This is a genomic window from Silvibacterium bohemicum, assembly GCF_001006305.1.
GTDB lineage: Bacteria > Acidobacteriota > Terriglobia > Terriglobales > Acidobacteriaceae > Silvibacterium > Silvibacterium bohemicum.
The window spans coordinates 487,914-513,028 of sequence record NZ_LBHJ01000020.1 but is presented as its reverse complement, the minus strand read 5'-3'; the positions used below and the strand labels follow the sequence as shown (position 1 = coordinate 513,028).

Genomic DNA, 25,115 nt, shown 5'->3' with positions numbered 1-25,115 from the left:
GCTTACGGCGGATCGGGCTCGATCCAGGATGTCATCCATGATGTATTGAGGCCTGTGCGTTCTCGGGCTCGGTGCTTAAATTCCCGGCCTCTATCGGCTCAGAAGAAGTGTGCCCGTTCGTTCCATGTGAGGTGACCGGCGCTGCGTCAGGAGCGGAAAACGTGTCTCCCGTGACGGCAGCCGTTGGTGTCTCCGCGGCCTGTGTGTCCACGCCCTGCGCTTCCATGATTGGTGTTCTGGGACCGGTCTGCTCAGTCGAAGAAATTTCCGTGGGCAGCTCCGGTGGGGTCACCTGGCCGTAGGGCTGGCTGGCGCTAACTGTCATTCCCGTGGAAGGAGGCAGAATGTTGGGCTGGCTGGTCATCTCCGCAGCGGGAAGCGCAGCCTGCTCCAGCTTCTTCTGGCGCTCCTGCTGCTCCATGGTGCGCAGCTCTTCGTCGATCTGGGATTTGAATTCGTTGGACGCGCGCCGGAATTCAACCAGCAATTTGCCGATCTGTCTCCCGATCTCCGGGAGTTTTTTGGGCCCGAAGAGAATCAAGGCCAGCAGGAAGATAAAGATGGAGTCGGCAAAGTGCATTGGCTTTCATGATACCCGTGCCCATAGCGGGTCACAAATTTCGTTGAAGTCTTGTTTCCGTGAGATGCGATTCAGTAGGAGAACGGTCTTGGCAACGTATCGGATGGCTTCGCGGCGGTGGTTACAGATGTATTAAACTAATTGTATTGGAAAGGCCTTAGCGGGGTTCGTTTTTGCGACGAATCTCTTCGAGGGCGCATCCACTGTTACGTAGGCGGCAACATCCCCGTCGGTTGGGTGGCGTCAGCCACAGTGAATCGACTGCAGCCTGGTTATTGCTTTCAACATCCCCGTCCATCGCGATCTTCGCATCGTCGAATGGGCTGAAGGCGGAAATGAAATTGAGCGTACTTGAAGAAGTCGTTGCATCCGTGCCTGAAGAATCGACCCTGAACCAGAATACTGTCGAAAATCAGGATCTTTGCTCGCTGGACAACTATCTCGCGCTGCCGGACCACAGCATGGACGAGCGGATTGCAGCCGCTCGAAAGAAGCTGGGCAAGACCACCATCCTGCTGGGACACCACTACCAGCGCGATGAAGTGATCCGTTTCGCCGATTTCACCGGCGACTCCTACAAGCTATCCAAGGTTGCGGCAGAGACAGAGGCCAACTACCTCATCTTTTGCGGCGTACACTTCATGGCCGAGAGCGCAGATGTGCTTGGTCGTCCCGACCTGCCCGGCCATCCCGGACAGCAGGTGATCCTGCCCGACCTGAATGCTGGATGCTCCATGGCGGATATGGCCGAGATCGGTCAGGTAGAAGACTGTTGGGATACGCTGCTCGCCGCGGGCATCGGCCCGGATGAAATTCTTCCGCTCACCTACATGAATTCGACAGCCGCGATCAAGGCCTTCTGCGGCGAGCGCGGCGGCCTGGTCTGCACCTCCTCGAATGCGCGCAAAGCATTTGAATGGGGCTTTGCGCGGGCCGAGAAGATTTTGTTTCTACCCGACCAGCACCTGGGACGGAACACCGCCTTCGCCATGGGAATCCCGTTGAGTGAGATGGTGGTCTTCGATCCCTACCAGATCAACGGCGGAATCTCTCCCGCGCGCCTCAAGGCGGCCAGGGTGATCCTGTGGAAAGGCCACTGCTCGGTACACCAGCGCTTTCTTCCTCAGCACGTGGACACGGTGCGGGCGAAATATCCCGGCATCCAGGTCATCGTGCATCCCGAGTGCCGCTGGGAGGTCTGCCAGAAGGCGGATGCCACCGGATCGACGGAGCGGCTGATTCAATTGGTTGCGGATGCGCCCGAGGGCTCGATGTTTGCGATTGGGACCGAGATCCATCTGGTGAATCGTCTGGCCAAGGAGTTCGCTCCTAAGGGGAAAAAGATCATCACCCTCGACGATACCGGCTGCCTCTGCACTACGATGTATAGGATCAGCCCGCAGCATTTGGCCTGGGCCCTCGAAAATCTGGTGGAAGGCCGCGTCGTGAACCGCATCCAGGTGCGCGACGACGTGAAGCACTGGGCGCGCGTGGCCCTCGACCGGATGCTCGAAGTGAAAGCCTGAAAGTGTATCGTTAAGGACGTTCTCCACTATGAAGACCTTTACCCTGGATGAGGCGCAAGCTCTGCTGCCGGTGCTCGAATCGCTGCTCAAGCGGGCGATCGAAAGCAAGCGCGCCGCCGACACGATCGAAGAGCGCCTGCAGGAGCTGAACAAGAGGATCTTCCTGACCGGCGGCCTGATGGTTGACGTGGCCAAGATCCGGCGGCAGCGCTCCTCGATGGAGCAGCACGTCCAGCAGGCCAAAGATTCGCTCGACGAGATCGACGCTATCGGCGTTCAGGTAAAAGACATCGACACCGGCCTGCTCGATTTTCCCTGCGAGATCAACGGAGAAACGGTGCTGCTGTGCTGGAGAATGGGCGAGAGCCAAATCGACTTCTGGCACACGATCGACTCCGGCTTCCGCGGCCGCCAGCCGATTGACGAGCGCTTCGGCGCAAAAGCCGGCAGGCGGCCCAAGCCCGACCTGCCTAATTAGTCATTCTTTGTTTGCTACTCGCCTAACCTGCCTTTGCTTCTCTTCCTCGCAGATATTCCGGCACGTCCTGTTCACTCATTGAGGAAATCCGATTTCCTCTTTCGGTCGCTCTCCAGGTTTCCCGTTGGATCTTCCGCGGCTTGACCTACGCCGTAGGGGTTGGCCGGCGTGACGTCGAAATGATTGCGGTCTCGCGGCCTCAGCGTCTCCGGATCCTGCATGTCTCCCCACTTCGCACCCACGTCGTAACCTTGTCTATCGGACGAAGAGGATGCATATTGTCCGCTCAGCCGCCCTGGGTCTCCCGTGTGTTTGATCGTGGGCTGAACGGCATTGAACGCGGAGTCATGAGTTATCGCGCCGTTCTGCGCCATGTTCAACACTGATTCTCGCAGCTCTTGCGAGCGGGGAGATATCTCACCCTTAAGGTTGTGCTCGTAATCGGCTCCCTTGCCAATATCCCCGTTGACCGCGCCGGATCCGAAGCGCATATTGTTGGTGCCCGAAGAGGTTAGGTTGATTGCTTGTTTCAAGTTACCTAAACCCGCGCTAGCGTGTCTGGTGCCTGGCTGAAGCGCCTGATTGAAGGCCGCCGTTGCTTTCTGCGCCTCCACCGTTTCAGCGCCGCCCGCCATGGTCGATATGTAATCGTTGACAGCTTGGTGTGCGGCCCCTCCCGGCTGCATATTGCTGTTGTAAGCTTCGGTAAGAAGCCGCGCGTTGTAGCTGTCGGCAATGGTGTGATTACGCTGCACTCCTAACTGTTTTAATCCCAGTTTGCCGCCCCCTTCCGCTTGATCAACCTGCATCGTCTTGCTATACGATCCTTGGTCTGCCGGGTTCTGTTTCATTCGTTCGGTAACGGCGTCCCCCATACTTGGTCGCTGATAAGACCATTGCAGATCATCCTGTTTGGGATAAATATGGTCTGCCCTTGGCTTCCATCCTGAGCCTGATTGTTTTGTGCCGTCGTCGTAGTTCTTCACGCCTTGGTCCGTTTTCCGCGCGAGCCTTCCTGTGGTTCGATATGTTGGCTCATCGGTTTTGGAACGCTTGGCTGCAGGCTCATCCGCCGAATGCGGGGATGCGTCCTGTCGGACCCTCTTCCGGCTTTCTTCCGGACCGCTGTCTGAGGCGTGAGTGCCTGTTCCGCTGCCGTTGGGCTGGCCTGCCTCGTCATCAGGGAGTTCCTGTGAGTGCTGTTGTTCGATTGAACTGTAGCCCAGACTGTGTAGATCCGGATGCTGATCCTCCATAGCCTCATGGTCGACATCCATAGGCGATCCCGACGGACTGGGTGGTTCTGAAGATGTCAAAGGTGTCAGTGGGGAATCGGCGGAGTCTATTCCGACCGATTCCATCGAGTATGACGTGTTTAAAGGCGGCAAGCTTGGCATGAAGTCAAGGCTCCTTATGAAAACTGCTCATACGAGTAACGCCCACCGCCCGGAATTATTCCAGTCCGTGTGCTCCTTCCTGCCCTCGGCATGTCAAAGGGTCTCTGTCTTTGGGAAAGGGGAAGGATTTCAGCTCGTTCATGACCAGTTCGCAGTGGAATTAGCTCCAGTTACTGCGAGAAAGTCCTATGTGCCACCACTATGCTGTCTTGACAGGTAATAACAATTATCGTCTAATAGTCTTTAGCGATGACCATTGCCGAAGCCAACGAGTTCCGAACACTGTGCGATACGGCTGGAATCGCCGTTACGCATCAGCGTCAGGTGGTTTTCGAGGCGTTGCGGCATATGCACGGACACCCCAGTCCGGAAGAAGTGTATGCCCGGGTCAGGATTCGAATTCCTTCGATCTCTCTGGCCACTGTTTATAAGACCATCCATCTATTTATTGAAAGCGGCGTCTTCCGTGAGGTAAGCCTGCACCACGGCTCGCTTCGTGTTGAAACGAATGCACGGCCGCATCATCACCTGGTGTGCACGGGATGCAAATCGATCTCCGACATCGACGCCGAGGCGCTCGAAATCGGAGCCAGGGCGCGCAAGCTGCCGGGCGGATTTCTGGCTCAACGCTATGCGGTGGATGTGCTGGGACTGTGCGCAGAGTGCCAGAAAAGTTTGTCTTAGCCTTTTTTTCCTTACTTCACTGAGTTCAACCCTTTTCCATTCTTACTTCATTCTTAGGAGTCATACATGCTAACTGTAGGCGAGAAGTTCCCCGCGTTTTCCGTCGTTGCAACCGTGAGCCGCGATAAAGACAAGGCATTCGAGACCATCACCGATGAGAGCTATCCTGGCAAGTGGAAGGTCTATTTCTTCTGGCCCAAGGATTTCACCTTCGTGTGTCCGACCGAGATTGCCGCATTCGGCAAGATCAACGCGGAGTTCGAAGCGCGCGACACCCAGCTCCTGGGCGGCAGCACCGACTCCGAGTTCGTTCACCTCGCGTGGCGCAACAACCACGAAGATCTGAAGGACCTGCCCTTCCCCATGTTGGCTGACATCAAGCGCGACCTGACCGGCGAGCTGGGCGTTCTGGACATCAATGCCGGTGTAGCGCAGCGCGCCACCTTCATTGTCGATCCCGAGAACATCATCCGCTTCGTGTACGTGACCGATCTTTCCGTGGGCCGCAACCCCCAGGAGGTGCTGCGCGTGCTCGACGCTCTGCAGACCGATGAGCTCTGCCCCTGCAACTGGCAGAAGGGCGAAGCGACGATCTCGGCCTAACGGCCTCGTGCTGGGAAGCGGGTAGCTAAGGGCCGGGCCGCCGACAAGCGGGTCGCTTAAGACCGGGTCGCGATGAACCGAGCAGCAGGGAGTCTTCGGGTGCCACTCGCTTTTCAGCCAACCGGTTCTTAGCAACCCGCTTTTTAGCGATCCGGATCATAGCGACCCGGACCTTAGCGAAAGGAGTTCCATGTCCATCGACCTCTTGATCGACGGCCTTCCGAATTATGCGAAGGACCTGAAACTGAACTACTCCACCTTGGTGCGGCAGAACAACGAGCTCACCGCGCAGCAGCTTTGGGGCACGGTTGTGGCCAGCGCCATTGCGGCACGCAACGGCGAGTTGACCGAAGCAGCCTTGCAGGAAGCCGCAAAGCACCTCACGCCGCAGGCCTTGGAAGCGGCCAAGACCGCTGCTGCCATCATGGGCATGAACAACATCTATTACCGCTTTCTGCACCTCACCTCGAACGAGAAGTATGGAACGCTGCCGGCGCGCCTGCGCATGAACGGAATGCGCACTCACGGCGTCGACCACATCGATTTCGAGCTTTGGGCGCTGGCGGTTTCCGCCATCAACGGCTGCGGCAAGTGCGTAGACTCTCACGAGAAGGTCGTGCGCGAGAAGGGCATCACCGAAGAGTCGATTCTGGCCATCGTTCGTGTCGCCTCGGTGCTGCATGCGATCGGTGCGGTGCTCGATGCGGAGCGTGTCGTCAAAGCCGAGCCGGTTGCCGTCTAATCTTTACGATGAGTTGGGTTCTGGCCCGCTTCGGCGGGCCTTATTTTTTGTGCGCGAAATTGACGCAGTCTGCGTCTGAAGTTTGGGAAGTATGCTTGCGAGGCGACAAACCGTCCGCACGCGTGTTAACTAGGTAGGGATACTTTCGTATTTTGGCCATTGCGGCGCATAGGGATTGAGAAGCTTGATGCGATTCTGGAAAGTTCTTCCCCTCGGGGTGATTTCTCTGCTGCTCGGCGGATGCGGCCAGTTTTTTCCCAAAGAGTCATCGAATCCTACGCCGCCCGGCGGCAGCGGCAACTATGTCTACGTCGCGAACGGAGAGACCGGCACCATTGCCGGCTTCTCCGTGGGCACGAGCAGCATCGCCGCCGTTTCCGGCTCACCGAATTCTTTGGGGGTAGCACCCAGCGCGATGGCGGCCACACCGAGCGGCAGTTTTCTCTACGTATCCAGCATCGCGGGCGTGATCTTCGGCTACTCGATCGGGAGCAACGGTGCCCTGACGCTGCTGAACGGCGGGAGCCCGTTGATTTCCTCGATCACTCCTACAGCCATGGCAGTTGACCAATCGGGGAACTGGCTGATTGCAGTCGATCCGACGCCCATCGCATATATTTTCCCCATCAATACCAGCACGGGCCTTCTGGGTCAGCAGGCCCAGCTCACCCTCGATCCCGGAGTACAAAACACTACTGAATTGCAAAATACTATCGTCTTCTCACCAAACAACAACTTCGTCTATATCTCGTTGGGAGCGGGCGGCGTAGATACTTTTACTTTCAATGCGACCACTGGTGCCCTCACCGGTCCGACCGGAAACCTTAAGCCGAAGCAATCGACGAATGGAGCTCAGGGGTTGGCCGTCGACCCCGGCAACAAGTATCTCTTTGTCGCGGAATCGGGAACTGACATTGTGCGTGTTCTCTCCATCGGAACTACCGGCGGGGTCACCGAAGTCACAGGCTCTCCTTACGCTGTGGGCGTGGGGCCGACGGCCGTGCTGGTCGATTCCACGGGCAGCTACGTCTATGTAGCCAACAAGACGTCGAATACCATCAGCGCGTTTCTGCTCTCGGCAACAGGAGGACTAACCGCCATTGCCGGCTCACCCTTCACTACCGGGACAACGCCGGTTGGTCTTGCCGAAGACATCACGGACAAATACCTTGAGGTTGCGAACACCGGGGGATCTCCCGACCTTCAGCTCTTCTCCATCCTGACGACCACCCCAGGAGCGCTGCAAAGCTTCGCCACAGCAACCACCGGCACCGATCCCACTGGAGCGCTTGCCGTCGTCTCCGCGAAGTAGCTGTAACGTCCTGCGCGAATCTGACACCACAGCTGGGAGCGGCCGGAATGGGCCGGATCTTTCCCGTAAATGTTGCCGATTAGATTCGCGTCGCACAAAATCCACAAAATTCTGCGCCAATCTCTACGGGTTTTCTCTCTAAATAGTTAAAGTGAAAGCAATGCTGTCCGATTCCGGCCACCGGCCTCTACCCCCTGCCTGGATGACCTTCCTGCCCGGTAAACGCTCCCGTTTAAAGCTCCTCTCGGTTCTGGTGCTGGTTTCGGGCTGTGCCCGGTTCACGCCCAAGCCTGCGCAGGAGTACGTGTACGTCTCGGCTAAGCGAACCTTTCTGCGGGATCGGCTCGCCGCAGTTTCGAATCGCGTGGGCGAGGTGTCGAACGGGGAAAAACTACTGGTTCTCGACCGCGCCCGGCGTTTCGTCAAAGTAAAGGACGAGAAGGGCGAGATCGGCTGGATCGATGGACACGCCATCATCGAGCAAAAGGTCTATGACCAGTTCACGGAGCTGGCCAAGCAGCACGAAAAAGATCCGGTCATCGCCACCGGCGTTCTCCGCGACGACTCCTATCTGCACGACCAGCCGGGGCGGCAGACGGACCACTACTACCTGCTCGCCGAGAATGCCAAACTGCAGCTCATCACCAGAGCTTCTGTTCCCAAGCCGATGCCTCCCCAGGCGGTACCCGTTCCGCCTCCAGCGACAAAAACGAAAGCGGCGGGAAGCGCGAAGAAGGGGGAGCCGGCAACGGTTGCCAAGGACGATCCCGCGCAGCCGGTTTTACAGGACTGGTGGCTGGTCCGCGATGCGCAGGGCCAGATGGGATGGGTCTGGTCGCGCATGATGGATGTCGATATTCCTGCCGAGATCGCCGGCCTTTCTGAAGGCCAACGGTACATCGGCGCCTATCTGCTGCGCACCGTCGATGATCCTGACTCTTCCTTCCCTGACAAAAAAGCCCCCGAGTACATAACCGTCATCAATTCATGGAAAGACGGGCTGCCCTACGATTTCGATCAGATACGCGTTTTTACTTGGAATACTCGCAAGCATCGCTACGAGACAGCCTTTCGGGAGCGCAACTTGCAGGGATACTTGCCGGTGACCATAAGCAGCACCGTAGCCGATAACCAGCAGGAGCCGGTCTTCTCCTTCAAGGTCGCGACCGGTGACGATGTGGCCATTGATCCCACGACCGGCGTCGCCCATGCTGCGCAGACCGAGACTGATTCCTATCGTCTGGAAGGCGCGCTGGTCAAGAAGATCGGTCCCGCAACTCCTCCCGCTCCACGGCCTGCCGGCGCGGAGCCGGTGAAGCGCCGGAGGCGGGCTCCGGAAAAGCACAAGCGCCACGCCCACTAGCACTGCCGGTTCGCTTCAGTGAAAGGTTTGAAGAATGGGCCAGATAGAGAGAGCCATCTGGTCTTTGCTCAGGTTGATGAAAAATTCAACGATTGATTTTCGGAGGGAGCGTGAGGCTTCAGCCTCACGAATAAGCCTATGATATTCCGAGGGCTTTAGCCCTGGATCTTCTGCTTCCTAAGCCCTGTATAACTTTGCTCAGCTTGTTGACAAAGTCTTGGTCTCGGAAGGGTACGGCCTTCAGGCCGTACGTAAATCAAGCAAAATGAGTGCGGCTTCAGCCGCTGAGGGAACGCCGGCTCGCATTGCAAAGGTTGTCATCAACCTAAACAAAGGCCGGATGGAGAGATCCATCCGGCCTTTGTTTTTTTTTGATTCTGTTTAGGACGGCCTACTTGATCGTTCCGTTCATGGCTTGCGGGTAGAACGCGCCCCCGACGCCTGCGGCCCCTCCGCCGTACACGATGCTCAGCACCTGCGTGGTCGTGCGAGGGAAGGTCATTGCGTTGGCGTCGTTGTCGACGATGGTTGCAGCGCCGCTGCTGGAGGTACCCACGCCGATGTCGTCGGTGTTGGTGCCATCGAGCTTGGCCCGTGTCGCTGCAATGGCCTGCGACGCTGTCTGTGCAGCCGCTCCCGCCTGGTAGATGCGGGTGCGAATGCTTCCAGCGTGGTAGGCCTCGACTCCATGGATGCCCACCGCCTTGTCGAGATAGGCCTTGCTGCTGATGAGCCCCGCCGCTCCCTGATAGGCGGTTACACCCACGTCTTCGAAGATGAAGGCGCCGAGCAGGAAGTTCGTTTCGCTGGCAAAAGGATCAAAGGTTGCGCCCAGTCCGGCGGCCACAGCCAGGGCGTTGAAGCTGTTCAGGAGGTCGATGTTGGGTTGAGCGACTGCGGCCGTTCCCAATGCGGTGCGCAGAAAGTTGACGTGATTTTGCTCATCGGTGGCGACTTCCATAGCGAATTGCTGCAGGAAAGGCGTGACGAAGGGCACCATGGCGTTGGCCTTGACCGTGACCGTCCCGCCCGCTGTTCCGGAGCCGCTGGCAGTCATCGAGGCGGGAAGGGCTGCGCCGGTGGTGGCGATGGTGTAGAACTGCGCCTCCAGGTATTCGAGGTTGAGGGCGAAGTTGAGGATGTCGGCGTCGGTAACGGCGGCCTGCGCTTCCGCGTGGCGCGAGAGCAGCATGCCGGCCAGCGCCGTTCCGCCGAGAATGAGAGCGGAGCGACGGCTGGAGGACGTCGATTCAGCGTTTTTCTGTTCCAATTCTGTTATTTCCATGTCAGCTCTCCTTAGGACGCCGATGCCGTGATGGTGCCGTTCAGACCGTTGGGGAAGAATCCGCCTTTGCTTACGACGCCGGCAGTGGGGTCCAGGTAGACGATGTGCAGGACCTGATCCGTAGTGCGGTCGTAGGCAATGGAGTTGGAGTCCGCGGCAACGATGGATCCCGGAGCCAACGTGGTTTCTGCGCCTCCGCCGGCCGTAGCGCGCAGCGCGGAGATCTGGTTGGCATAGGTAAGGTAGGGAGCGCCGAGTTGCGCAATCAGCGTGCGGACGGTCGCGGCGTGATAGGCCTCGGTGGCGTAGATGCCTGCAGCGTAGCCCAGATTCGCGGCGACGGTGAGCAGCGTGGAAGCGCCGTGATACGCGGTTACACCCACATCCTCAAAGACAAAGGCGCCCACCAGGAAGCTGTTTTCATCGGCGAACGGATTGAAGGTTGCACCGATGCCGGCAGCCATCGCAGCGGCATTGAAGCTGTTTTGCAGATCGATCGCCGGGCGGTCGACCGCTGCATTGGCTAGCGCCTTGCGAATAAACCTCACGTGAGCCAGCTCGTCATTCGCGATCTCTTCGGCATAAGCCTGAATCGCGGGCGTCTGGAAGGGAACTGCCGCTCCTCCGGTAACCATGCCCGGGCTGGTTCCAATATCAGCCGAGGAGAGCCCCGAGCCGGTCACGGCTCGCAGATAGAATTCAGCCTCGAGATATTCGAGATTCAGCGCGAAATTGAAGATGTCGACGTCCGTAATACCAGTGGGTGTGGTCGGGGGTGTAGGGGTTGTCATGTGCGAGCTGCCGCCACAACCTGCCGCCATAGTTACGGCAGCGGTGGTGCCGATGCCGCTTGCAACTGCGGCGAGAAATTTTCGACGAGAAACTCTGTTTCTGATGCGTTCGCTGATATTGTCCACAATCGCCTCTCTCTGATCTGCCTACGAAAGCCTTCGGTCGCGTCTAGAGTGCGAATCGAAGCGAACTGCTTTCTGGACTAAGAACGCGTTTGCGGAAATAGCGGATGTTTTGTTTCAACGTCCACTTGCGTAGGACAGGAGTTTTCTCCCGAATCTCAACAATTGATTGGGGGTTTGCGGCCTCATCAAATTTTTCTATGCAACATATCGATGCTGTCCAGCATCGCCGGAGATGTCGGGAGAACGTTCGATGACCTCGTGAAATGCGCGCTTGCAGGTGTGCTTGTTGCAGAATTCTTCTTCGCGAAGAAACTACCCGGCAGCCTTTCCATGAAATAAGACATCCAATCCATTTCGCTGGCAGGAATGGGCGCTGTCGAAGCGTACAGATTTGCTTTATTTGAGAAAAAAAGAAGGGTTTCGCCAGCTTGTCACGATTATCAAGTTAGCCAGGATCGTTGGAGGGCAACGTGCAAAGGACCCAGCTAACCTGTTAACTTGGAAAGGTGGGACTGTTAATTGCAATTTGAAGATCATACTGCGGCGACGGCGTTTTGTTAGTCAGACTCCGGCGCTGAATTCACTTTTGATTCAGCAGTTGTAAACCAAGCGGCACATCATGAGAAGGAGATCGGCACATGGACAACAAGCCGGCACAGAACATTCAGGACACCTTCCTGAATACCGTTCGTAAGGACAAAACCCCCATAACGATTTATCTGGTAAGCGGCGTAAAGCTGACCGGAAAAATCCGGTCCTTTGACAAATATTCCGTGCTTCTGGAAAACAACAGCCAGGAGCAGTTAATTTTCAAACATGCCATCTCGACTGTGGTGAGCAGTCGTTCCGTTCTGCACGGAGAGCACCGGCCTGTCGGTGCTGTGGGCCACACCGTGGGACAAGGCGCGCTGGTTGGCGCGGCCAGCGTCTCCGACCTGTAGAATCTGTTCTCAATCCCCGGCGGGCGCCTCGCAAGCGGGGCGCTGCGTGGGAGACGTGTGTTTCGGGAACGAGAAACACACTGATCGCGTATTGTTGCGTCATGACCGTTGAGGCGGCGACCGAGATCGGATTTTGAGTTCAGTCAAGCCATCGGATGCGTTGAGCCGATCCCACGAGATTGCTCTGCTGGTTGCCGTCGAGTTCGGCGGCCAACGCAGGTCCCTTTCGCGCACTGCCGCGCTTGCCCGAAATGCGGCTGTCGCTCATATCGACGGCCACGACATTCTCAGCGACGAAGATTTCAATGTCCCGAGCACGGGAGCGGTTATCCCTTCCCCGACCTTCGATCTGCAGGCTTCCCTTGAAGAGTTCCGCGAGCTGATTCTGTCCGCTGGAGCGGAGATTGGCGCCGAGGTCATCCAGCGGCGTCCGAAACCCGATCCCGCTACCCTCCTGGGGAGCGGCAAGGTCGAGGAGATCGCGGGCATTGCGGCATCCATTCACGCCGACGTTATCCTCTTCGATCATGATCTGACACCCACGCAGCTGCGCAATCTTGAAGAGGCGCTGCCTTGCCGCATCGTCGACCGCACGCAACTTATCCTCGACATCTTCGCGCGCCATGCCCGTACGCGTGAGGGTCAACTGCAGGTGGAGCTGGCGCAGCTGGAATACATGCTTCCCCGGCTCACCGGACGCGGCGCGTCCATGTCGCAGCTGGGCGGCGGCATCGGCACCAGGGGACCGGGCGAAACACAGCTGGAAACCGATCGTCGCAGAATCCAGCGGCGCCTGGTTCACCTTAAAGAAGAACTTGAAGGTGTCCGGCGCGTCCGCACCCAGCAGAGGCAACGCCGTGAGGCTGTACCGGTGCCGGCCGTTGCGCTGGTGGGATATACCAACGCCGGCAAGAGTACGCTCTTCAACACCATCACCAAGGCCGGAGTGCTCGAGTCCTCGCGCATGTTCGCCACGCTCGACCCCAAGCTGAAGGCGATCCTGCTGCCCAGCCGGCGCAAGGTGCTGCTTTCCGACACCGTCGGATTCATCCGCAATCTGCCGCATACGCTGGTGACTTCGTTCCGCGCCACGCTGGAAGAGGTGCAGAAGGCCGAAGTCCTGCTGCATGTCCGCGACTGCTCGAGCGAAATGCAGGACGAGCACAAGGCCGAAGTCGAAAAAGTTCTGGATGAGCTGGGGGTGCTGGGCAAGCCGCGCATCGAGGTCTTGAACAAGATCGACCTTCTGCCCGAGGCCGAGCGCGAAGTCCTGGTGGCCAGCGGAGCAGTTGCAGTTTCCGCGAAATCAGGCTGGGGAATTACGGAGCTGCTGGAGCGTGTCGACGCGGCGCTGGTCGCCGATCCCATCGTCGAGCAACAATTTGAAGTTCCTCAGTCCGAGGGAGGGATTCTGGCTGCGCTGGGTGCGGGATCATTGATCCGCGAACGCCGTTTCGAAGGCGATTCCGTGGTGATGACGGTCGCCGGTCCCGCTTCTCTGATGGGACGCTATCGGCAATATTGGAGACTGGACGGGAATTGAAAAATCAAACGGGGATTAAAAATTAGACTGGAGAAGCATAAGAATGGGCCGACTGAGCGGGAGCAGAGGTAGGTCCCGAACACTCGGCCCATTGGACCCTGAACCGGGTCATAGGTGATACACTCAGTCTACGCCGGTGAAGTGGCGAGTCAAGAAAAGATTTCCGAATATTCAGGCGATTGGCGGGTTACTCTATGTTGCCGGTTTTCGGGAAAGCAGTCAGAGTGTGCTCGCCGCATTGACACTGCAATTTCACGTCTGTTACAACCAATTATTCTATAACCCTTTCCAGTAGTTTCCATCCGCATACGTCGGCGAAATCATGGTAGATGAACTTCTGCGTCAACTCGGCGATCTTCTCCTCGGCTCTGTGCCGACGATGGTCATTTTTTTGATTCTGGTCCTGGCTTATCGCTTCATTTTGCATGGCCCGCTGGTGCGGATGTTGGCGCAGCGGCGAGAGATGACCGCGGGAGCCGTGGAAAAGGCGCACGCCGCGATCGCCGCTGCCGACGCCAAGACCCAGGAATACGAAGCCAAGCTGCGGGCGGCGCGCGCGGAGATCTTCCGCGCCCGCGAACAGCGCATCCAGCAGTGGAATGCGCAACGCGAAAAGGCGCTGGAAAGTGCGCGGCTGGCGGCGCATGAAAAGATCCAGGCGGCGCGCAAATCGATTGAGGCTGAGGCCGAGGCCGCGCGGAAACAGGTGGAGAGCTCGGCAGATCAGCTCGCCGGACAGATTCTGCGGGTCATCCTTCCAGCACAGGCGGAGGGAGTTCGTTGAAGTCGCTTCTTAGAAATCATCCCGCCCGCCTTTTTCTTGTAGCGTTGCTGGGAATCAATATTTTCAGTGCGCTGCCGGCAAGGGCGCAGAATACCCCCGCTCCCGCAACCGGTGCCGCAAATGGCGGCGTCTCGCAGCCCGACAAGATGGACGCTCCGGATACCGATTCGCAGACCGAGGCTTTTCGTCATGCGGGTCCGGTGCAGAAGATTGCGCGCCTGACGAACCTGAGCACCGAGACCACTGCGAAGATCTTCGAGGATCTGAATTCGGCGATCCTGATCGGCGTGATTCTCTGGTTTCTCCTAAAGCTCATGCCGAAGATGCTGCGCAAGCGTTCGGAACATCTCCAGAAGCAAATTGTGGAAGCGCAGGTAGCGAGCGCGCAGGCTGCCGAGCGGCTGTCGGCGGTCGAAGAGCGGTTGTCGAAGCTGGGCGTCGAGATCGATGCCATCCGGGAGCAGACCGAGCGCGAGAGCGCGTCCGATGAGAAACGCATTCAGGATGCTCTCGAAGAGGAGCGCAAGCGCATTGTGGCCTCGGCTGAGCAGGAGATCGGCGCGGCGAGCGCGGCAGCGCATCGCGACCTGAAGAAATTTGCCGCCGAGCTGGCCGTTGACCGTGCCTTGGGCCGGATTCATCTCAGCGCCGAGGACGATCACGCGCTGATCCACAACTTCGCCGAAAGCCTGAAGAAGGGAGAGCGCAACTGATGTCTGCTTTTGCAGCGCGATATGCGCGCGCCCTGGCCGATGTGGTGCTCGAAGCGCACCTCAACGCGTCGGTTATTCAGAATCAGCTGAACGACTTTGCCGCTGCGTGGCACACCAGCGCGGGTTTGCGCGAGGTCTTCCTCGATCCCACGTTTCCGGTGGAGCAGAAGGTTGCGATTCTGGACAAGCTGAATTCGCGTCTTGGCATGTCCCAGCAGGCGCGGAATTTCGTCGCGGTGCTCATCAATCACAGCCGGATTCATGCGCTCGATGAGGTGCTGGCTGCCTTTCGTCATGAGATGAATGTGCGGCTGGGCATCTCCGAAGTGTCGGTGACAACCGCTCATTCCTTGGATGAACAGGGGCGGCAGGATCTCGAAGCGCGGATCGCGGAAATGACGAAGACGCGTGTGAGTGCTACCTTCCATGAAGACTCTTCGCTGCTCGGCGGAGTCATCCTGCAGGTAGGCAGTACAGTTTATGACGGTTCGGTGCGCGGACGCCTGAACCGGCTGAAAGAAGAGCTGGCAGCGAGCTAACGTCGAGTTTCAAGCGCAGCCACGTCATCATCAAGAGTTGAGAACCCGGTTGGAAAAGTGAAGCAATGGCTCAGATAAACGCAGACGAAATTACACAGCTCCTCAAAGAGCAGATCGCAAATTACGATTCCAAGGTCCGTGTCGATGAAGTCGGCACCATCATCTCGCTGGGCGATGGAATCGCGCGCATTCACGGTCTGGACAAGGTGATGGCGGGCGAGTTGATCGAGTTCCCGCACAACGTGGCCGGTTTGGCCATGAACCTTGAAGAAGATCAGGTGGGCGCGGTGCTGCTCGGCGACTACACCGAACTTCGCGAAGGCGACCAAGTCAAGCGCACCGGCAAGATTCTCAGCGTTCCCGTGGGCGATGCCATGATCGGCCGCGTGGTCAACTCGCTCGGCGAACCCATCGACGATAAAGGGCCGATCGCTTCGACCCAGTCTTTGCCGGTAGAGCGGCTTGCCCCTGGCGTCATTTCGCGCCAGCCGGTGCGCGAACCGATGATGACCGGACTGAAGGCCATCGACTCCATGATTCCGATCGGCCGCGGCCAGCGCGAGCTGATCATCGGCGACCGCCAGACCGGCAAGACCTCCGTCGCGCTCGACACCATCATCAACAGCAAGGGCAAGGATCTGATCTGCGTCTACTGCGCCATCGGCCAGAAGCGCTCCTCCGTCGCCCAGGTGGTGCAGACGCTCGCCGAATACGGCGCGATGGACTACACCATCGTGGTTGCCGCGACCGCTTCCGAGCCGGCGCCCATGCTGTATCTCGCGCCCTACGCAGCCACCGCGCTGGCTGAATACTTCCGCGACAACGGCAAGCACGCGCTGATCATCTACGACGATCTCTCCAAGCACGCCGTGGCCTACCGTGAGCTCTCGCTGCTGCTGCGCCGTCCTCCGGGACGCGAAGCCTATCCCGGCGATGTCTTCTATCTCCACTCGCGCCTGCTGGAGCGCTCCTGCAAGCTGAGCAAGGAGTTTGGTTCGGGATCGCTGACCGCGCTGCCCATCATCGAGACCCAGGCCGGCGACGTTTCGGCGTACATTCCGACCAATGTGATCTCGATTACCGATGGACAGATCTTCCTCGAGACCGATCTCTTCAACTCCGGCGTCCGTCCCGCGGTGAACGTGGGCTTGTCCGTCTCGCGTGTAGGATTTTCGGCAGCCATCAAGGCCATCAAGCAGGTGGGTTCGACGCTGAAGCTCGACCTCGCGCAGTATCGTGACCTCGCGGCTTTCGCGCAGTTCGGCAGCGATCTCGATAAGGCCACGCAGAACCAGTTGAACCGCGGACAGCGCCTGACGGAGCTCCTCAAGCAGCCGCAGTTCCAGCCACTGACCGCCGAGAAGCAGGTAATCATCCTCTTCGCCGGCACTCAGGGCTTCCTCGACGACATCAAGGTGCCCAGCATCCGCGCCTTTGAAGACGGCCTGTACAAGTACCTCGACTCGGGGCAGAGTGCCTTGCTCAACGACATCGCGACCAAGAAGTCGCTCGATGACGACCTGAAGCGGCGTATCAAGGATGCCCTGCAGGAGTACAAGGCCAACTTCCTTTCCGAACATCAGGACGCCAAGGTGCAAACGGCGGGGGCGGCGAAGTAAGACTCGACCATGGCAAACGTTCTCGATTTACGGCGGCGCATTCGCAGTGTGAAAAACACGCGCCAGATCACCAAGGCCATGAAGATGGTCTCGGCGGCTAAGCTGCGCCGCGCGCAGGAGCGCGCCGTCAGCTCGCGGCCCTACTCGGCGATGCTGGCCAGCGTGCTCGAGTCTCTGAAGCGCCGCATCGATATTTACGACCCGGAGACGGGCGATGCCAAGCATCCGCTGCTGCGAACGCGGGAAGAGAAGCGGGTGCTGATCGTGGTGGTCTCGGGCGATAAGGGTTTTGCCGGCGCCTTCAACACCAACATCATCAAGACGGCAACGCAGTTTCTCGACAAGAACGGCAAGAAGCAGATCGACATCGAGCCCATTGGACGCAAAGCTCGTGATCTCTTCCGCCGCCGCTATCCCGCGGCCAAGTTCGCCGAGCAGAATCAAGGCGAGCACGCAGGCAGCGCGCGTCCGGAGCGGCAGAGAGGCAGCGGCACCGAAGTCATCGGAGATCATCCTGGGCTGCTGGAAAAGCTGAGCTTCGACGCGGTGCGCGAAGTCGGCGAAGACATCGTCGACCGCTATGCACATGAAGAGATCGACGCCGTCTATCTCGTCTACAACGAGTTCAAGTCGGTCATTGCGCAGCGCGTCGTCGTCGAGAAGCTTTTGCCCATCGTCGAGTTCGGCAAGCATGAGATCGCAGAAGCGCGTGAGATGACTGCGGAAGAACGAGCACAAGCCGGCGAAGCGGCACTGACCGCCGGTATCAGCGTGCAGCCCGGCGAGGCCGAGGCGGACATAGCGGAGTTCGAAGACGAGGCCAAGAAGTTCGGCACCGCCGATGTCGACTACATCTACGAGCAGCCGCCGCGCGAGATCTTCGACGCGATTCTGCCGCGCTACGTCACCTCGCAGCTCTATCACGCCATGCTGGAGTCGGTGGCCGCCGAGCACGCGGCCCGTATGACGGCCATGGATGCCGCGACCAACAACGCAACAGAAATGATCGACGATCTGACGCTCACCATGAACCGCGTGCGCCAGGCGGCGATCACCAAAGAGATCATCGAGATTGTGAGCGGCGCAGCTGCGTTGTAGCGGCTGGGAAGCGGTTGGCTGAGAAGCGGCCGGCGAAAACATTAGGCGAAGTTTGAGTACAGGAAACATATGGCAGAGAACATAGGCAAAGTGATTCAGATCTCCGGCCCGGCCGTGGACGTGCAATTCGAAGAGGCGAGGATGCCCTCGATCTATCAGGCCCTGCGCGTTGTGAGCGACGGCTTCAACGTTCCCACGCCGATCAACGTGATCCTCGAAGTCCAGCAGCATCTGGGCGAGGGCCGCGTGCGCTGCGTGGCCATGGAAGCGACCGAGGGCATGGTGCGCGGCATGAACGCCATCGATACCGGCGGCCCCATCACCGTGCCGGTGGGCAAGGGAACGCTGGGCCGCGTGCTCAACGTCATCGGCGAACCGGTCGACGAGCTCGGCCCGGTGACTTCGACCGAGCGCAAGCCGATTCACCGCCAGGCTCCTGCCTTCGACGAGCAGTCGACCTCGGAAGAGATGTTCGAGACCGGCGTAAAGGTCATCGATCTCATCCAGCCATTTCTCAAGGGCGGTAAGATCGGCCTCTTCGGCGGCGCCGGCGTGGGCAAGACCGTCGTCATCCAGGAGCTGATCAACAACGTTGCGACCAAGCACGGCGGCTTCTCCGTCTTCGCCGGCGTCGGCGAGCGCACCCGCGAGGGCAACGATCTCTGGCTTGAGTTCCAGGAAGCCGGCGTGATCGATCTCAAGGATCTCTCGAAGTCCAAGGCCGCGCTGATCTACGGCCAGATGACCGAGCCGCCCGGAGCGCGTCTGCGCGTGGCGCTCTCGGCGCTGACCATCGCCGAGCACTTCCGCGACGAAGAGGGTTCGGACACGCTCCTCTTTATCGACAACATCTTCCGCTTCACCCAGGCGGGCTCCGAAGTATCGACGCTGCTAGGCCGCATGCCTTCGGCCGTCGGTTATCAGCCCAACCTGGCCACGGAAATGGGCGAGCTGCAGGAGCGCATCACCTCGACCAAGAAGGGCTCCGTCACCTCGGTCCAGGCCGTCTACGTGCCCGCCGACGATTTGACCGATCCCGCGCCCGCGACCACCTTCGCTCACCTCGATGCGACCACCGTGCTCTCGCGTCCATTGTCTGAGCTCGGCATCTATCCCGCTGTCGATCCGCTGGCTTCGAGCTCGCGTATTCTTTCGCCGCGCATCGTCGGACAGGAGCATTACGACGTGGCCCAGGGCGTGAAGCGTATTCTGCAGCGCTATAAGGACCTGCAGGACATCATCGCCATTCTCGGCATCGACGAGCTTTCCGAAGAGGATCGCACCACGGTCAACCGCGCCCGCAAGGTGCAGAAGTTCCTCTCGCAGCCCTTCCACGTGGCCGAGCAGTTCACGGGTATCCCGGGCAGCTACTGCAAGATCGCCGATACCGTGCGCAGCTTCAAGGAAGTGATCGAAGGCAAGCACGACGACGTTCCCGAACAGGCCTTCTACATGAAGGGCACAATCGAAGAAGTCCTCGAAGCAGCCGAGAAGCTGAAGACTACGGCGTAATAGCAGGGTTCAGGTTTTAGGGCTCAGGGCTTAGCAAGAGCTGAAAGTGATCACTGAAAGAGACTGAGCTCTGAGCCCTGTGCTCTGTGCTCTGAGAACTGAAGAATGGCAGATACCAACAAACTTACAGTCCGGCTCGTAACTCCCGACCGCATCCTCGTCGATCAGACGGCGGATGCGGTCGAGGTGCCATCCAAGTCCGGATATCTCGAAGTGCTCTACGGCCACGCGCCGTTGCTTGCCGAGCTTGGTCCGGGTGAAGTGCGTCTGCACGGCGGCGAGGGCGGCGATCAGCGCTTCAATGTGGCGCGAGGCTTTGTCGAGGTGCTTCCCGAGCGCGTGACCATCCTTGCCGAAAGCGCGTTGAAGCCGGAAGAGATCGATACCGCAGAGGCGCAGAAGGATCTCGACGAGGGCAGGAAGCTCTGGAATGAAGCCGGCGATGACGCAGAGAAATACGATGAGGCGAATGCCGTCATCCGCGAAGCAGAATCGCAGATGGAAAGCGCTCAGGGTCACTCCTGACAGACTCGGCGTTTCATCGAAACAAAGGGACTGGCTGAGGCCAGTCTTTTGTCGGTGAAAAATCCCACGATTGATTTTCGGAGGGAGCGTGAGGCTTCAGCCTCACGAATAAGCCGATGATATTCCGAGGGCTTTAGCGCTGGATCTTCTGCCTTCTCAGCTCTGTATAACTTTGTCAGCAGTCTGGGACTGAATAAATTCGGCCCTTTTCCTTCCTTCGAGATACTCCGCGAAAATACCGGGCGGAATAAGTTACCCATCGACATTCCAACGTCACAACATTCACTCACTCTCCAGATATGTTCATCGCATGGCAGCCGGTATTTGCCCCCAACGGGTGATTTCCGAGGTTGCTTTTGAGCGGCTAGTGTATCTTGGAGCAGGTCGAAAATCGTCTTCCAGAATGCAGACACCAACCAAGCTTGAAGCCGCCGCCTGTAGTCACACCGGTAGCGTGCGGACCACCAACGAAGACTCCTTCGGATATTGTCTCGATGCCGGCGCCTTTGTCGTATGCGATGGCATGGGCGGAGCCGCTGCCGGAGAAATTGCCAGCCGTCTCGCCGTCGACACGCTGATCGAGCGCATTTGCGACACAGAACGCGATGCGCACACGCAGGGTGTGCTCGAGGCCGCAATCGAAGCCGCCAATCGCCTGGTCTATGTGCGATCCGAGAGAGATACAGCTCTGCACGGCATGGGTACGACGCTCGTGGCAGCTGTGATTGTGGGCGACAAAGCGGTGATCGCTCACGTGGGCGACAGCCGCTGCTACCTGTTTCGCCACCGTCAACTGCTGCGGCAAACCAATGATCACTCTTTGGTAGACGAGCAGGTGCGCCTCGGACAGCTTACCCAGGATGAGGCTGACCGCTCGCCGCTGCGCAATGTGATCACCCGCGCCATCGGAACGCAGAAGACGGTCGCGCCCGAAACCTCCGAGATCGACCTCCAACCGGGCGATCTGCTGCTGCTCTGCTCCGACGGGCTGACCCGTGAGTTGCCCGACGATCGCATCACTGAGCTCCTCAACCGGATGCTTGAAGGCGGCCAGGAAGATGTGGAAGCGCTATCGAGCGGATTGGTGGAGGCAGCCAACCAGGCCGGCGGCCACGATAACATCACCTGCATCGTCACCCGGATGCCCGCCGATATCATTCGCTGATTCTCTTTTCCCGCTCTGCTCCCCTCCGGCTTCGCTGCTGATAGACTCATTTGTTTTGCGGCTCCACGAAGGTAGAAATGAGTGAAAGAGGCGGTGGGAATGATTGATATCAAGATGGTCGGCGTGCTGGGCGCAGGCACCATGGGAAACGGCATCGCGCACGTTTTTGCACGCAGCGGCTTCGGTGTCCTGCTGTGCGAGGTCGAGCAGCAGTTTCTCAATCGCGGCATCGAGACCATTCGCAAGAATCTCGATCGTGAGCTGTCGAAAGGAAAGATCTCCGCAGAGGACAAGGAACTGGCGCTGGGCCGCATCACCGGCACCCTCGACCGCGGCGCGCTGGCCGAATGCGACTTCGCAGTCGAAGCAGCCACCGAGCGCTTCGAGGTCAAGGCGCAGCTCTTTGCCGAGCTTGATGAACTTCTGCCCGCCCATGCCATCCTGGCGTCTAACACCTCATCCATCTCGATCACCAGGCTCGCAGCGCAGACCAGGCGGCCGGAGCAGGTCATCGGCATGCACTTCTTCAACCCGGTCCCGGTGATGAAGCTGGTAGAGGTGATCCGCGGGCTGCAAACCTCGCAGACCACCTATGACACAGTGAAGGCTCTGTCTGAGCGGCTGGGCAAGACGCCGGTTGAGGTCAACGACGCAGCCGGCTTCGTCTCCAACCGCGTGCTGATGCCGCTGCTGAACGAGGCCATGTATGCGGTGATGGAAGGTGTGGCGACCGCTCAGGCCGTCGACGAGGTCTTCAAGCTGGGCATGGCGCATCCCATGGGCCCGCTCACCCTCGCGGACTTCATCGGCCTCGACGTCTGCCTGGATATCATGCGCGTGCTGCAGGATGGGCTGGGCGACCCAAAATATCGTCCCTGCCCCCTGCTAATTCGCATGGTCGATGCCGGCTGGCTCGGGCGCAAGAGCGGGCGCGGGTTTTATGAGTACGATGGCTGAGAGGAACGAGCTGGGAGGGACGAATGGACACGCTGAGCATGAGGGCAGTGGCTGCCGCGCTCCATGTGGCGCGCTCGCTCGGCCTGCGCTGCGACGATCAGCCTGAAGTGGTGGCCGACGGCAGCAATGTGCTGGTGCATCTCAAACCTGCTTCGGTGGTCGCGCGAGTAGCAACCACGACGGCGCTGGTGCGCAAGCCGGCGCAGTGGTGGTTGGCGCTCGATCTGGACATCGCTGGATACCTTGCGGCAGCTCAATTTCCGGTGGTGCCGCCTAGCCGCGAGCTGCCGCCCGGTCCGCACCTGCACGATGGGCTGACCCTCACCTTCTGGGAGTTTGTCGAACACGACCGCGCCTATGTGGCCGATGCCGCAGAGGTAGGTCCATTCCTGCGCGAACTGCATGCGGTGCTGCGCGGATACAGAGGTTCTCTGAAGCGGCTGAGCCCGTTTGCGGAGATCCCTCAGTGGCTGGATGAGATCGCGTCGTGGAATGTGCTCGATAACGCCGACCTCGCCATGCTGCGCCGCGGCTTCAGCGTGGTCGCGGCCGGGATCGATGCGCTGCGCCTGCCCGAGCAGCCGCTGCACGGCGACGCGCACAAAAAGAATTTGCTCAAGACTGCCAAGGGACTGGTATGGACGGATTTCGAAGATGCCTGTTCGGGACCGGTCGAGTGGGATGTGGCCTGCTTCATCCGCACCTCGGGTGAGCCGAAAGAGGCGGCGCTGGCTGCTTATGGCGACAGACTGGACCCTGTTTCGCTGGACCCGTTTTTCGCGGCGCGCGATCTTCAGGGCGCGGTCTGGGGTGCGATCCTGACGACCAGACTTCCTGATCGCAGGGAGCGGGCTGCGGAGTGGCTGGCCGTCGCCCGTTCCCGATATGGGCACCTGTAGTCGAGAAAGATTCCCGCTGCGAGTTTCAGCCCTGCCCGGCGCGCCTTCCACACCGATCGGGGGTATTCTCTTGAGATATGGTGAGGATGACGGTGCTGGCCTCGGGTTCCAAGGGTAACAGCACGGTTGTCTCCAGCTCCCGCACCCGCATCCTCGTCGATGCCGGGCTCTCCTGCCGCGAGCTCTTCAAGCGCATGCTGGCCGCAGGGGAAGATCCTCGCACCCTGGATGCCATTCTGGTTACCCACGAGCATCAGGACCATGTGCAGGGGTTGGCCGTGACCGCCCGCAAGCTGGGAATCCCCGTGTACTTTACCGAGCCCACGCATCGCGCCTGGGTGCGCTGGATGACGCCGCGCAAGCGGCTGACCTATGCCGACTGGCTGGCACAGCGGAAACAGCAGGCGGAGGCCGCTGCGAGCTCGGAAGCAGCTTTGAATATCGAAATAGAAGAAAAAGAGGCGTTTGAAGAAGAGCAGGCCATTGATCTGAATGGCGTTGCTGACCCGATGAGTGCTGCATCCAAGATGGAAGCCCGTCGCGAGACCGATCCCTGCGCTCTGCCCGGCGGTGTCGAGTATTTCTCGGCGGGGCAGGGTTTTTCGGTAGGCGACATCGCGGTGACGCCTTTCACCATCCCGCACGATGCAGCCGATCCGGTGGGCTTTGTCTTTGAAGCCGAAGGGATACGCATCGGGCTGGCCACCGATCTCGGCTACATGCCGGCCAACGCCGCCATGCGGCTGCGCCGCTGCGACGTGCTGATGCTCGAATCGAACCACGACCTGGACATGCTGCGCGACGGGCCTTACCCCTGGTCGGTGAAGCAGCGGGTGATGTCCCGGGTCGGGCATCTCTCGAATCACGCTGCGGCGGAGTTCCTCGAAGAGAGCTATGACGGCCAGGCAGCCTACGTGGTGCTTGCGCATATCTCTGAAAGCAATAATCTTCCTGAGCTCGCACGGATTTCGGCCGAGCGCGCGTTGCGCGACCACATGAGCCTGCTGGCCAACAAACTTTTACTAGCGACCCAAGAGGCTCCTCTGGAATCTATTGTTCTGTAAGGTGATATATTAAGAAGAACGTTCCTTGGAAGTAGTGTGATCCGGCCCGCTGAGTAGCCTCAAATTGGCATACTCCGGCGGTGAGTTTTTGCAGATCGCGTAAAACGCGGGGAATTTTTTAAAGCGATGACAGAATGTACCGATCAAGTCGTAGGCGACATCCTTTCCAGCTGGCGCTACGACATCTCGGGTATCTCTCCGGAGATGAGCAAGGACTACAAGAGCCATCTTGAGGAGTGCGACCACTGCCGCAGACGGCAGCGGCTGCACCGCACCATCGATGTAGCCTTGATTGGCGTCAGCACCCTGTCAATCATTGCCTTCGTCATGGCGCTGATGGTGATTCACCACGTCGAGCCGTTGCGCAACTGGGCCCTGGTCATGCACTTGGAGCACCGGTCTGTCGATCTGACCCTGCAGGCTGCGGCGATTTTGGGCCTCCTGGTCTCACTGGTTTCCTGGGTGCTGATCGCGGTGACCACGCCTGCTCCCGTCTACCTGACCGGCATGGCTCTGGCCCAGGCCCGCGTTCTGCAAGGACGCATCCCTGAAGAGCTCCGCGGCCGCCTGCCCCGCAACGTAGCCTAAAGGCCTGCATCGAGGCTAGCGGCATCGTTGAGCGCCTGAAAGACAGATTTTTCATCCGAAATGAGCGCAGTAATCGTGATTTGAAAGCTCTGTATTTCCAATGATTTGCGCCCTGTTTGAACATTTTTAAATCCGCGTTGGGCTGATCTTCACCACAGGTCCTGTCCCCCGTATCTCCTGTCCCAGTATTGCGGGCGATTTTCGCGAACAGCGTCTCGACCGGATCCCAATCCCTCCCGGCAATGCCCATGTCCATCGCCACTCCCTATAAGCTGAAGTAA

The 25,115-nt window shown here is 59.1% G+C and carries 25 protein-coding genes; 21 read left to right on the top strand and 4 right to left on the bottom strand.

Annotated elements, in window-relative coordinates; translation table 11 throughout:
- Positions 1-31 precede the first annotated feature (31 nt).
- Positions 32-580: a Sec-independent protein translocase subunit TatA/TatB gene (locus tag XX99_RS28475; RefSeq protein ID WP_082125961.1), complete on the bottom strand. Its 549-nt coding sequence runs from the start codon at positions 578-580 to the stop codon at positions 32-34.
- 335 nt (positions 581-915) lie between these two features.
- Here XX99_RS28475 and nadA point away from each other — a divergent pair, with 335 nt between their 5' ends.
- Positions 916-2,106, top strand: a complete 1,191-nt coding sequence (nadA, locus tag XX99_RS25230) for a quinolinate synthase NadA (RefSeq protein WP_082125960.1) — start codon at positions 916-918, stop codon at positions 2,104-2,106.
- Positions 2,107-2,134: 28 nt separating this feature from the next.
- Entirely contained in the window at positions 2,135-2,584 is a 450-nt protein-coding gene (locus XX99_RS25225) for a DUF2203 domain-containing protein (RefSeq protein ID WP_050062170.1), read from the top strand.
- 71 nt (positions 2,585-2,655) lie between these two features.
- On the opposite strand, the gene XX99_RS25220 is transcribed toward XX99_RS25225, so the two are convergent.
- Entirely contained in the window at positions 2,656-3,861 is a 1,206-nt protein-coding gene (locus XX99_RS25220; RefSeq protein ID WP_156186211.1) for a hypothetical protein, read from the bottom strand.
- A gap of 369 nt (positions 3,862-4,230) precedes the next feature.
- Between XX99_RS25220 and XX99_RS25215 the strand changes: the two genes are divergently transcribed.
- The 5 genes from XX99_RS25215 to XX99_RS25195 all read left to right on the top strand — a co-directional run bounded on the left by XX99_RS25215 (position 4,231) and on the right by XX99_RS25195 (position 8,685).
- Positions 4,231-4,665: a Fur family transcriptional regulator gene (locus tag XX99_RS25215; RefSeq protein ID WP_050062168.1), complete on the top strand. Its 435-nt coding sequence runs from the start codon at positions 4,231-4,233 to the stop codon at positions 4,663-4,665.
- 66 nt (positions 4,666-4,731) lie between these two features.
- On the top strand, positions 4,732-5,268 hold the full coding sequence (locus XX99_RS25210) for a peroxiredoxin (protein WP_050062167.1): 537 nt from the start codon (positions 4,732-4,734) through the stop codon (positions 5,266-5,268).
- Positions 5,269-5,458: 190 nt separating this feature from the next.
- The gene (locus tag XX99_RS25205; RefSeq protein WP_050062166.1) at positions 5,459-6,010 is read left to right on the top strand and encodes a carboxymuconolactone decarboxylase family protein; all 552 of its coding nucleotides are present in this window, start codon (positions 5,459-5,461) and stop codon (positions 6,008-6,010) included.
- A gap of 187 nt (positions 6,011-6,197) precedes the next feature.
- Positions 6,198-7,322 (top strand): lactonase family protein, encoded by a 1,125-nt coding sequence (locus XX99_RS25200; protein ID WP_050062165.1) that lies wholly within the window; start codon positions 6,198-6,200, stop codon positions 7,320-7,322.
- Positions 7,323-7,482: 160 nt separating this feature from the next.
- Positions 7,483-8,685, top strand: coding sequence for an SH3 domain-containing protein (locus XX99_RS25195; protein ID WP_050062164.1), 1,203 nt, complete (start codon positions 7,483-7,485; stop codon positions 8,683-8,685).
- Between the two features lie 391 nt (positions 8,686-9,076).
- Here the strand turns inward: XX99_RS25195 and XX99_RS25190 are convergent, their stop codons facing one another.
- Positions 9,077-9,970 (bottom strand): ferritin-like domain-containing protein, encoded by an 894-nt coding sequence (locus XX99_RS25190; protein ID WP_050062163.1) that lies wholly within the window; start codon positions 9,968-9,970, stop codon positions 9,077-9,079.
- A gap of 11 nt (positions 9,971-9,981) precedes the next feature.
- On the bottom strand, positions 9,982-10,761 hold the full coding sequence (locus XX99_RS25185; protein ID WP_197081949.1) for a ferritin-like domain-containing protein: 780 nt from the start codon (positions 10,759-10,761) through the stop codon (positions 9,982-9,984).
- Between the two features lie 764 nt (positions 10,762-11,525).
- Between XX99_RS25185 and hfq the strand changes: the two genes are divergently transcribed.
- The 14 genes from hfq to XX99_RS25115 all read left to right on the top strand — a co-directional run bounded on the left by hfq (position 11,526) and on the right by XX99_RS25115 (position 24,834).
- Entirely contained in the window at positions 11,526-11,828 is a 303-nt protein-coding gene (gene hfq / locus XX99_RS25180) for an RNA chaperone Hfq (protein ID WP_050062161.1), read from the top strand.
- Between the two features lie 133 nt (positions 11,829-11,961).
- On the top strand, positions 11,962-13,371 hold the full coding sequence (gene hflX, locus XX99_RS25175) for a GTPase HflX (protein WP_082125959.1): 1,410 nt from the start codon (positions 11,962-11,964) through the stop codon (positions 13,369-13,371).
- Between the two features lie 322 nt (positions 13,372-13,693).
- Positions 13,694-14,155 (top strand): ATP synthase F0 subunit B, encoded by a 462-nt coding sequence (locus tag XX99_RS25170; protein WP_050062160.1) that lies wholly within the window; start codon positions 13,694-13,696, stop codon positions 14,153-14,155.
- On the top strand, positions 14,152-14,868 hold the full coding sequence (locus tag XX99_RS25165; protein WP_050062159.1) for a F0F1 ATP synthase subunit B family protein: 717 nt from the start codon (positions 14,152-14,154) through the stop codon (positions 14,866-14,868). Before XX99_RS25170 ends, XX99_RS25165 begins: the two co-directional genes overlap by 4 nt.
- Positions 14,868-15,407 (top strand): ATP synthase F1 subunit delta, encoded by a 540-nt coding sequence (gene atpH / locus XX99_RS25160; protein ID WP_050062158.1) that lies wholly within the window; start codon positions 14,868-14,870, stop codon positions 15,405-15,407. Before XX99_RS25165 ends, atpH begins: the two co-directional genes overlap by 1 nt.
- 65 nt (positions 15,408-15,472) lie before the next feature.
- Positions 15,473-17,026, top strand: coding sequence for a F0F1 ATP synthase subunit alpha (atpA, locus tag XX99_RS25155; protein WP_050062157.1), 1,554 nt, complete (start codon positions 15,473-15,475; stop codon positions 17,024-17,026).
- A gap of 9 nt (positions 17,027-17,035) precedes the next feature.
- Positions 17,036-18,124, top strand: a complete 1,089-nt coding sequence (locus XX99_RS25150; protein WP_050062156.1) for a F0F1 ATP synthase subunit gamma — start codon at positions 17,036-17,038, stop codon at positions 18,122-18,124.
- Positions 18,125-18,193: 69 nt separating this feature from the next.
- Positions 18,194-19,636 (top strand): F0F1 ATP synthase subunit beta, encoded by a 1,443-nt coding sequence (gene atpD, locus XX99_RS25145; protein ID WP_050062155.1) that lies wholly within the window; start codon positions 18,194-18,196, stop codon positions 19,634-19,636.
- Between the two features lie 105 nt (positions 19,637-19,741).
- Complete coding sequence (gene atpC / locus XX99_RS25140) at positions 19,742-20,161, top strand: ATP synthase F1 subunit epsilon (RefSeq protein WP_050062154.1); 420 nt, start codon at positions 19,742-19,744, stop codon at positions 20,159-20,161.
- Between the two features lie 403 nt (positions 20,162-20,564).
- Complete coding sequence (locus tag XX99_RS25135) at positions 20,565-21,326, top strand: Stp1/IreP family PP2C-type Ser/Thr phosphatase (RefSeq protein ID WP_050062153.1); 762 nt, start codon at positions 20,565-20,567, stop codon at positions 21,324-21,326.
- A gap of 99 nt (positions 21,327-21,425) precedes the next feature.
- Positions 21,426-22,283 carry a 3-hydroxybutyryl-CoA dehydrogenase gene (locus tag XX99_RS25130; RefSeq protein ID WP_197081948.1) on the top strand — a complete coding sequence of 286 codons (858 nt, stop codon included), beginning with the start codon at positions 21,426-21,428 and terminating at the stop codon, positions 22,281-22,283.
- A 23-nt stretch (positions 22,284-22,306) separates the two neighbouring features.
- Entirely contained in the window at positions 22,307-23,182 is an 876-nt protein-coding gene (locus XX99_RS25125; protein WP_050062152.1) for a phosphotransferase, read from the top strand.
- Between the two features lie 77 nt (positions 23,183-23,259).
- On the top strand, positions 23,260-24,246 hold the full coding sequence (locus XX99_RS25120) for an MBL fold metallo-hydrolase (RefSeq protein ID WP_050062151.1): 987 nt from the start codon (positions 23,260-23,262) through the stop codon (positions 24,244-24,246).
- 126 nt (positions 24,247-24,372) lie between these two features.
- On the top strand, positions 24,373-24,834 hold the full coding sequence (locus XX99_RS25115) for a hypothetical protein (RefSeq protein ID WP_050062150.1): 462 nt from the start codon (positions 24,373-24,375) through the stop codon (positions 24,832-24,834).
- Positions 24,835-25,115: the final 281 nt, after the last annotated feature.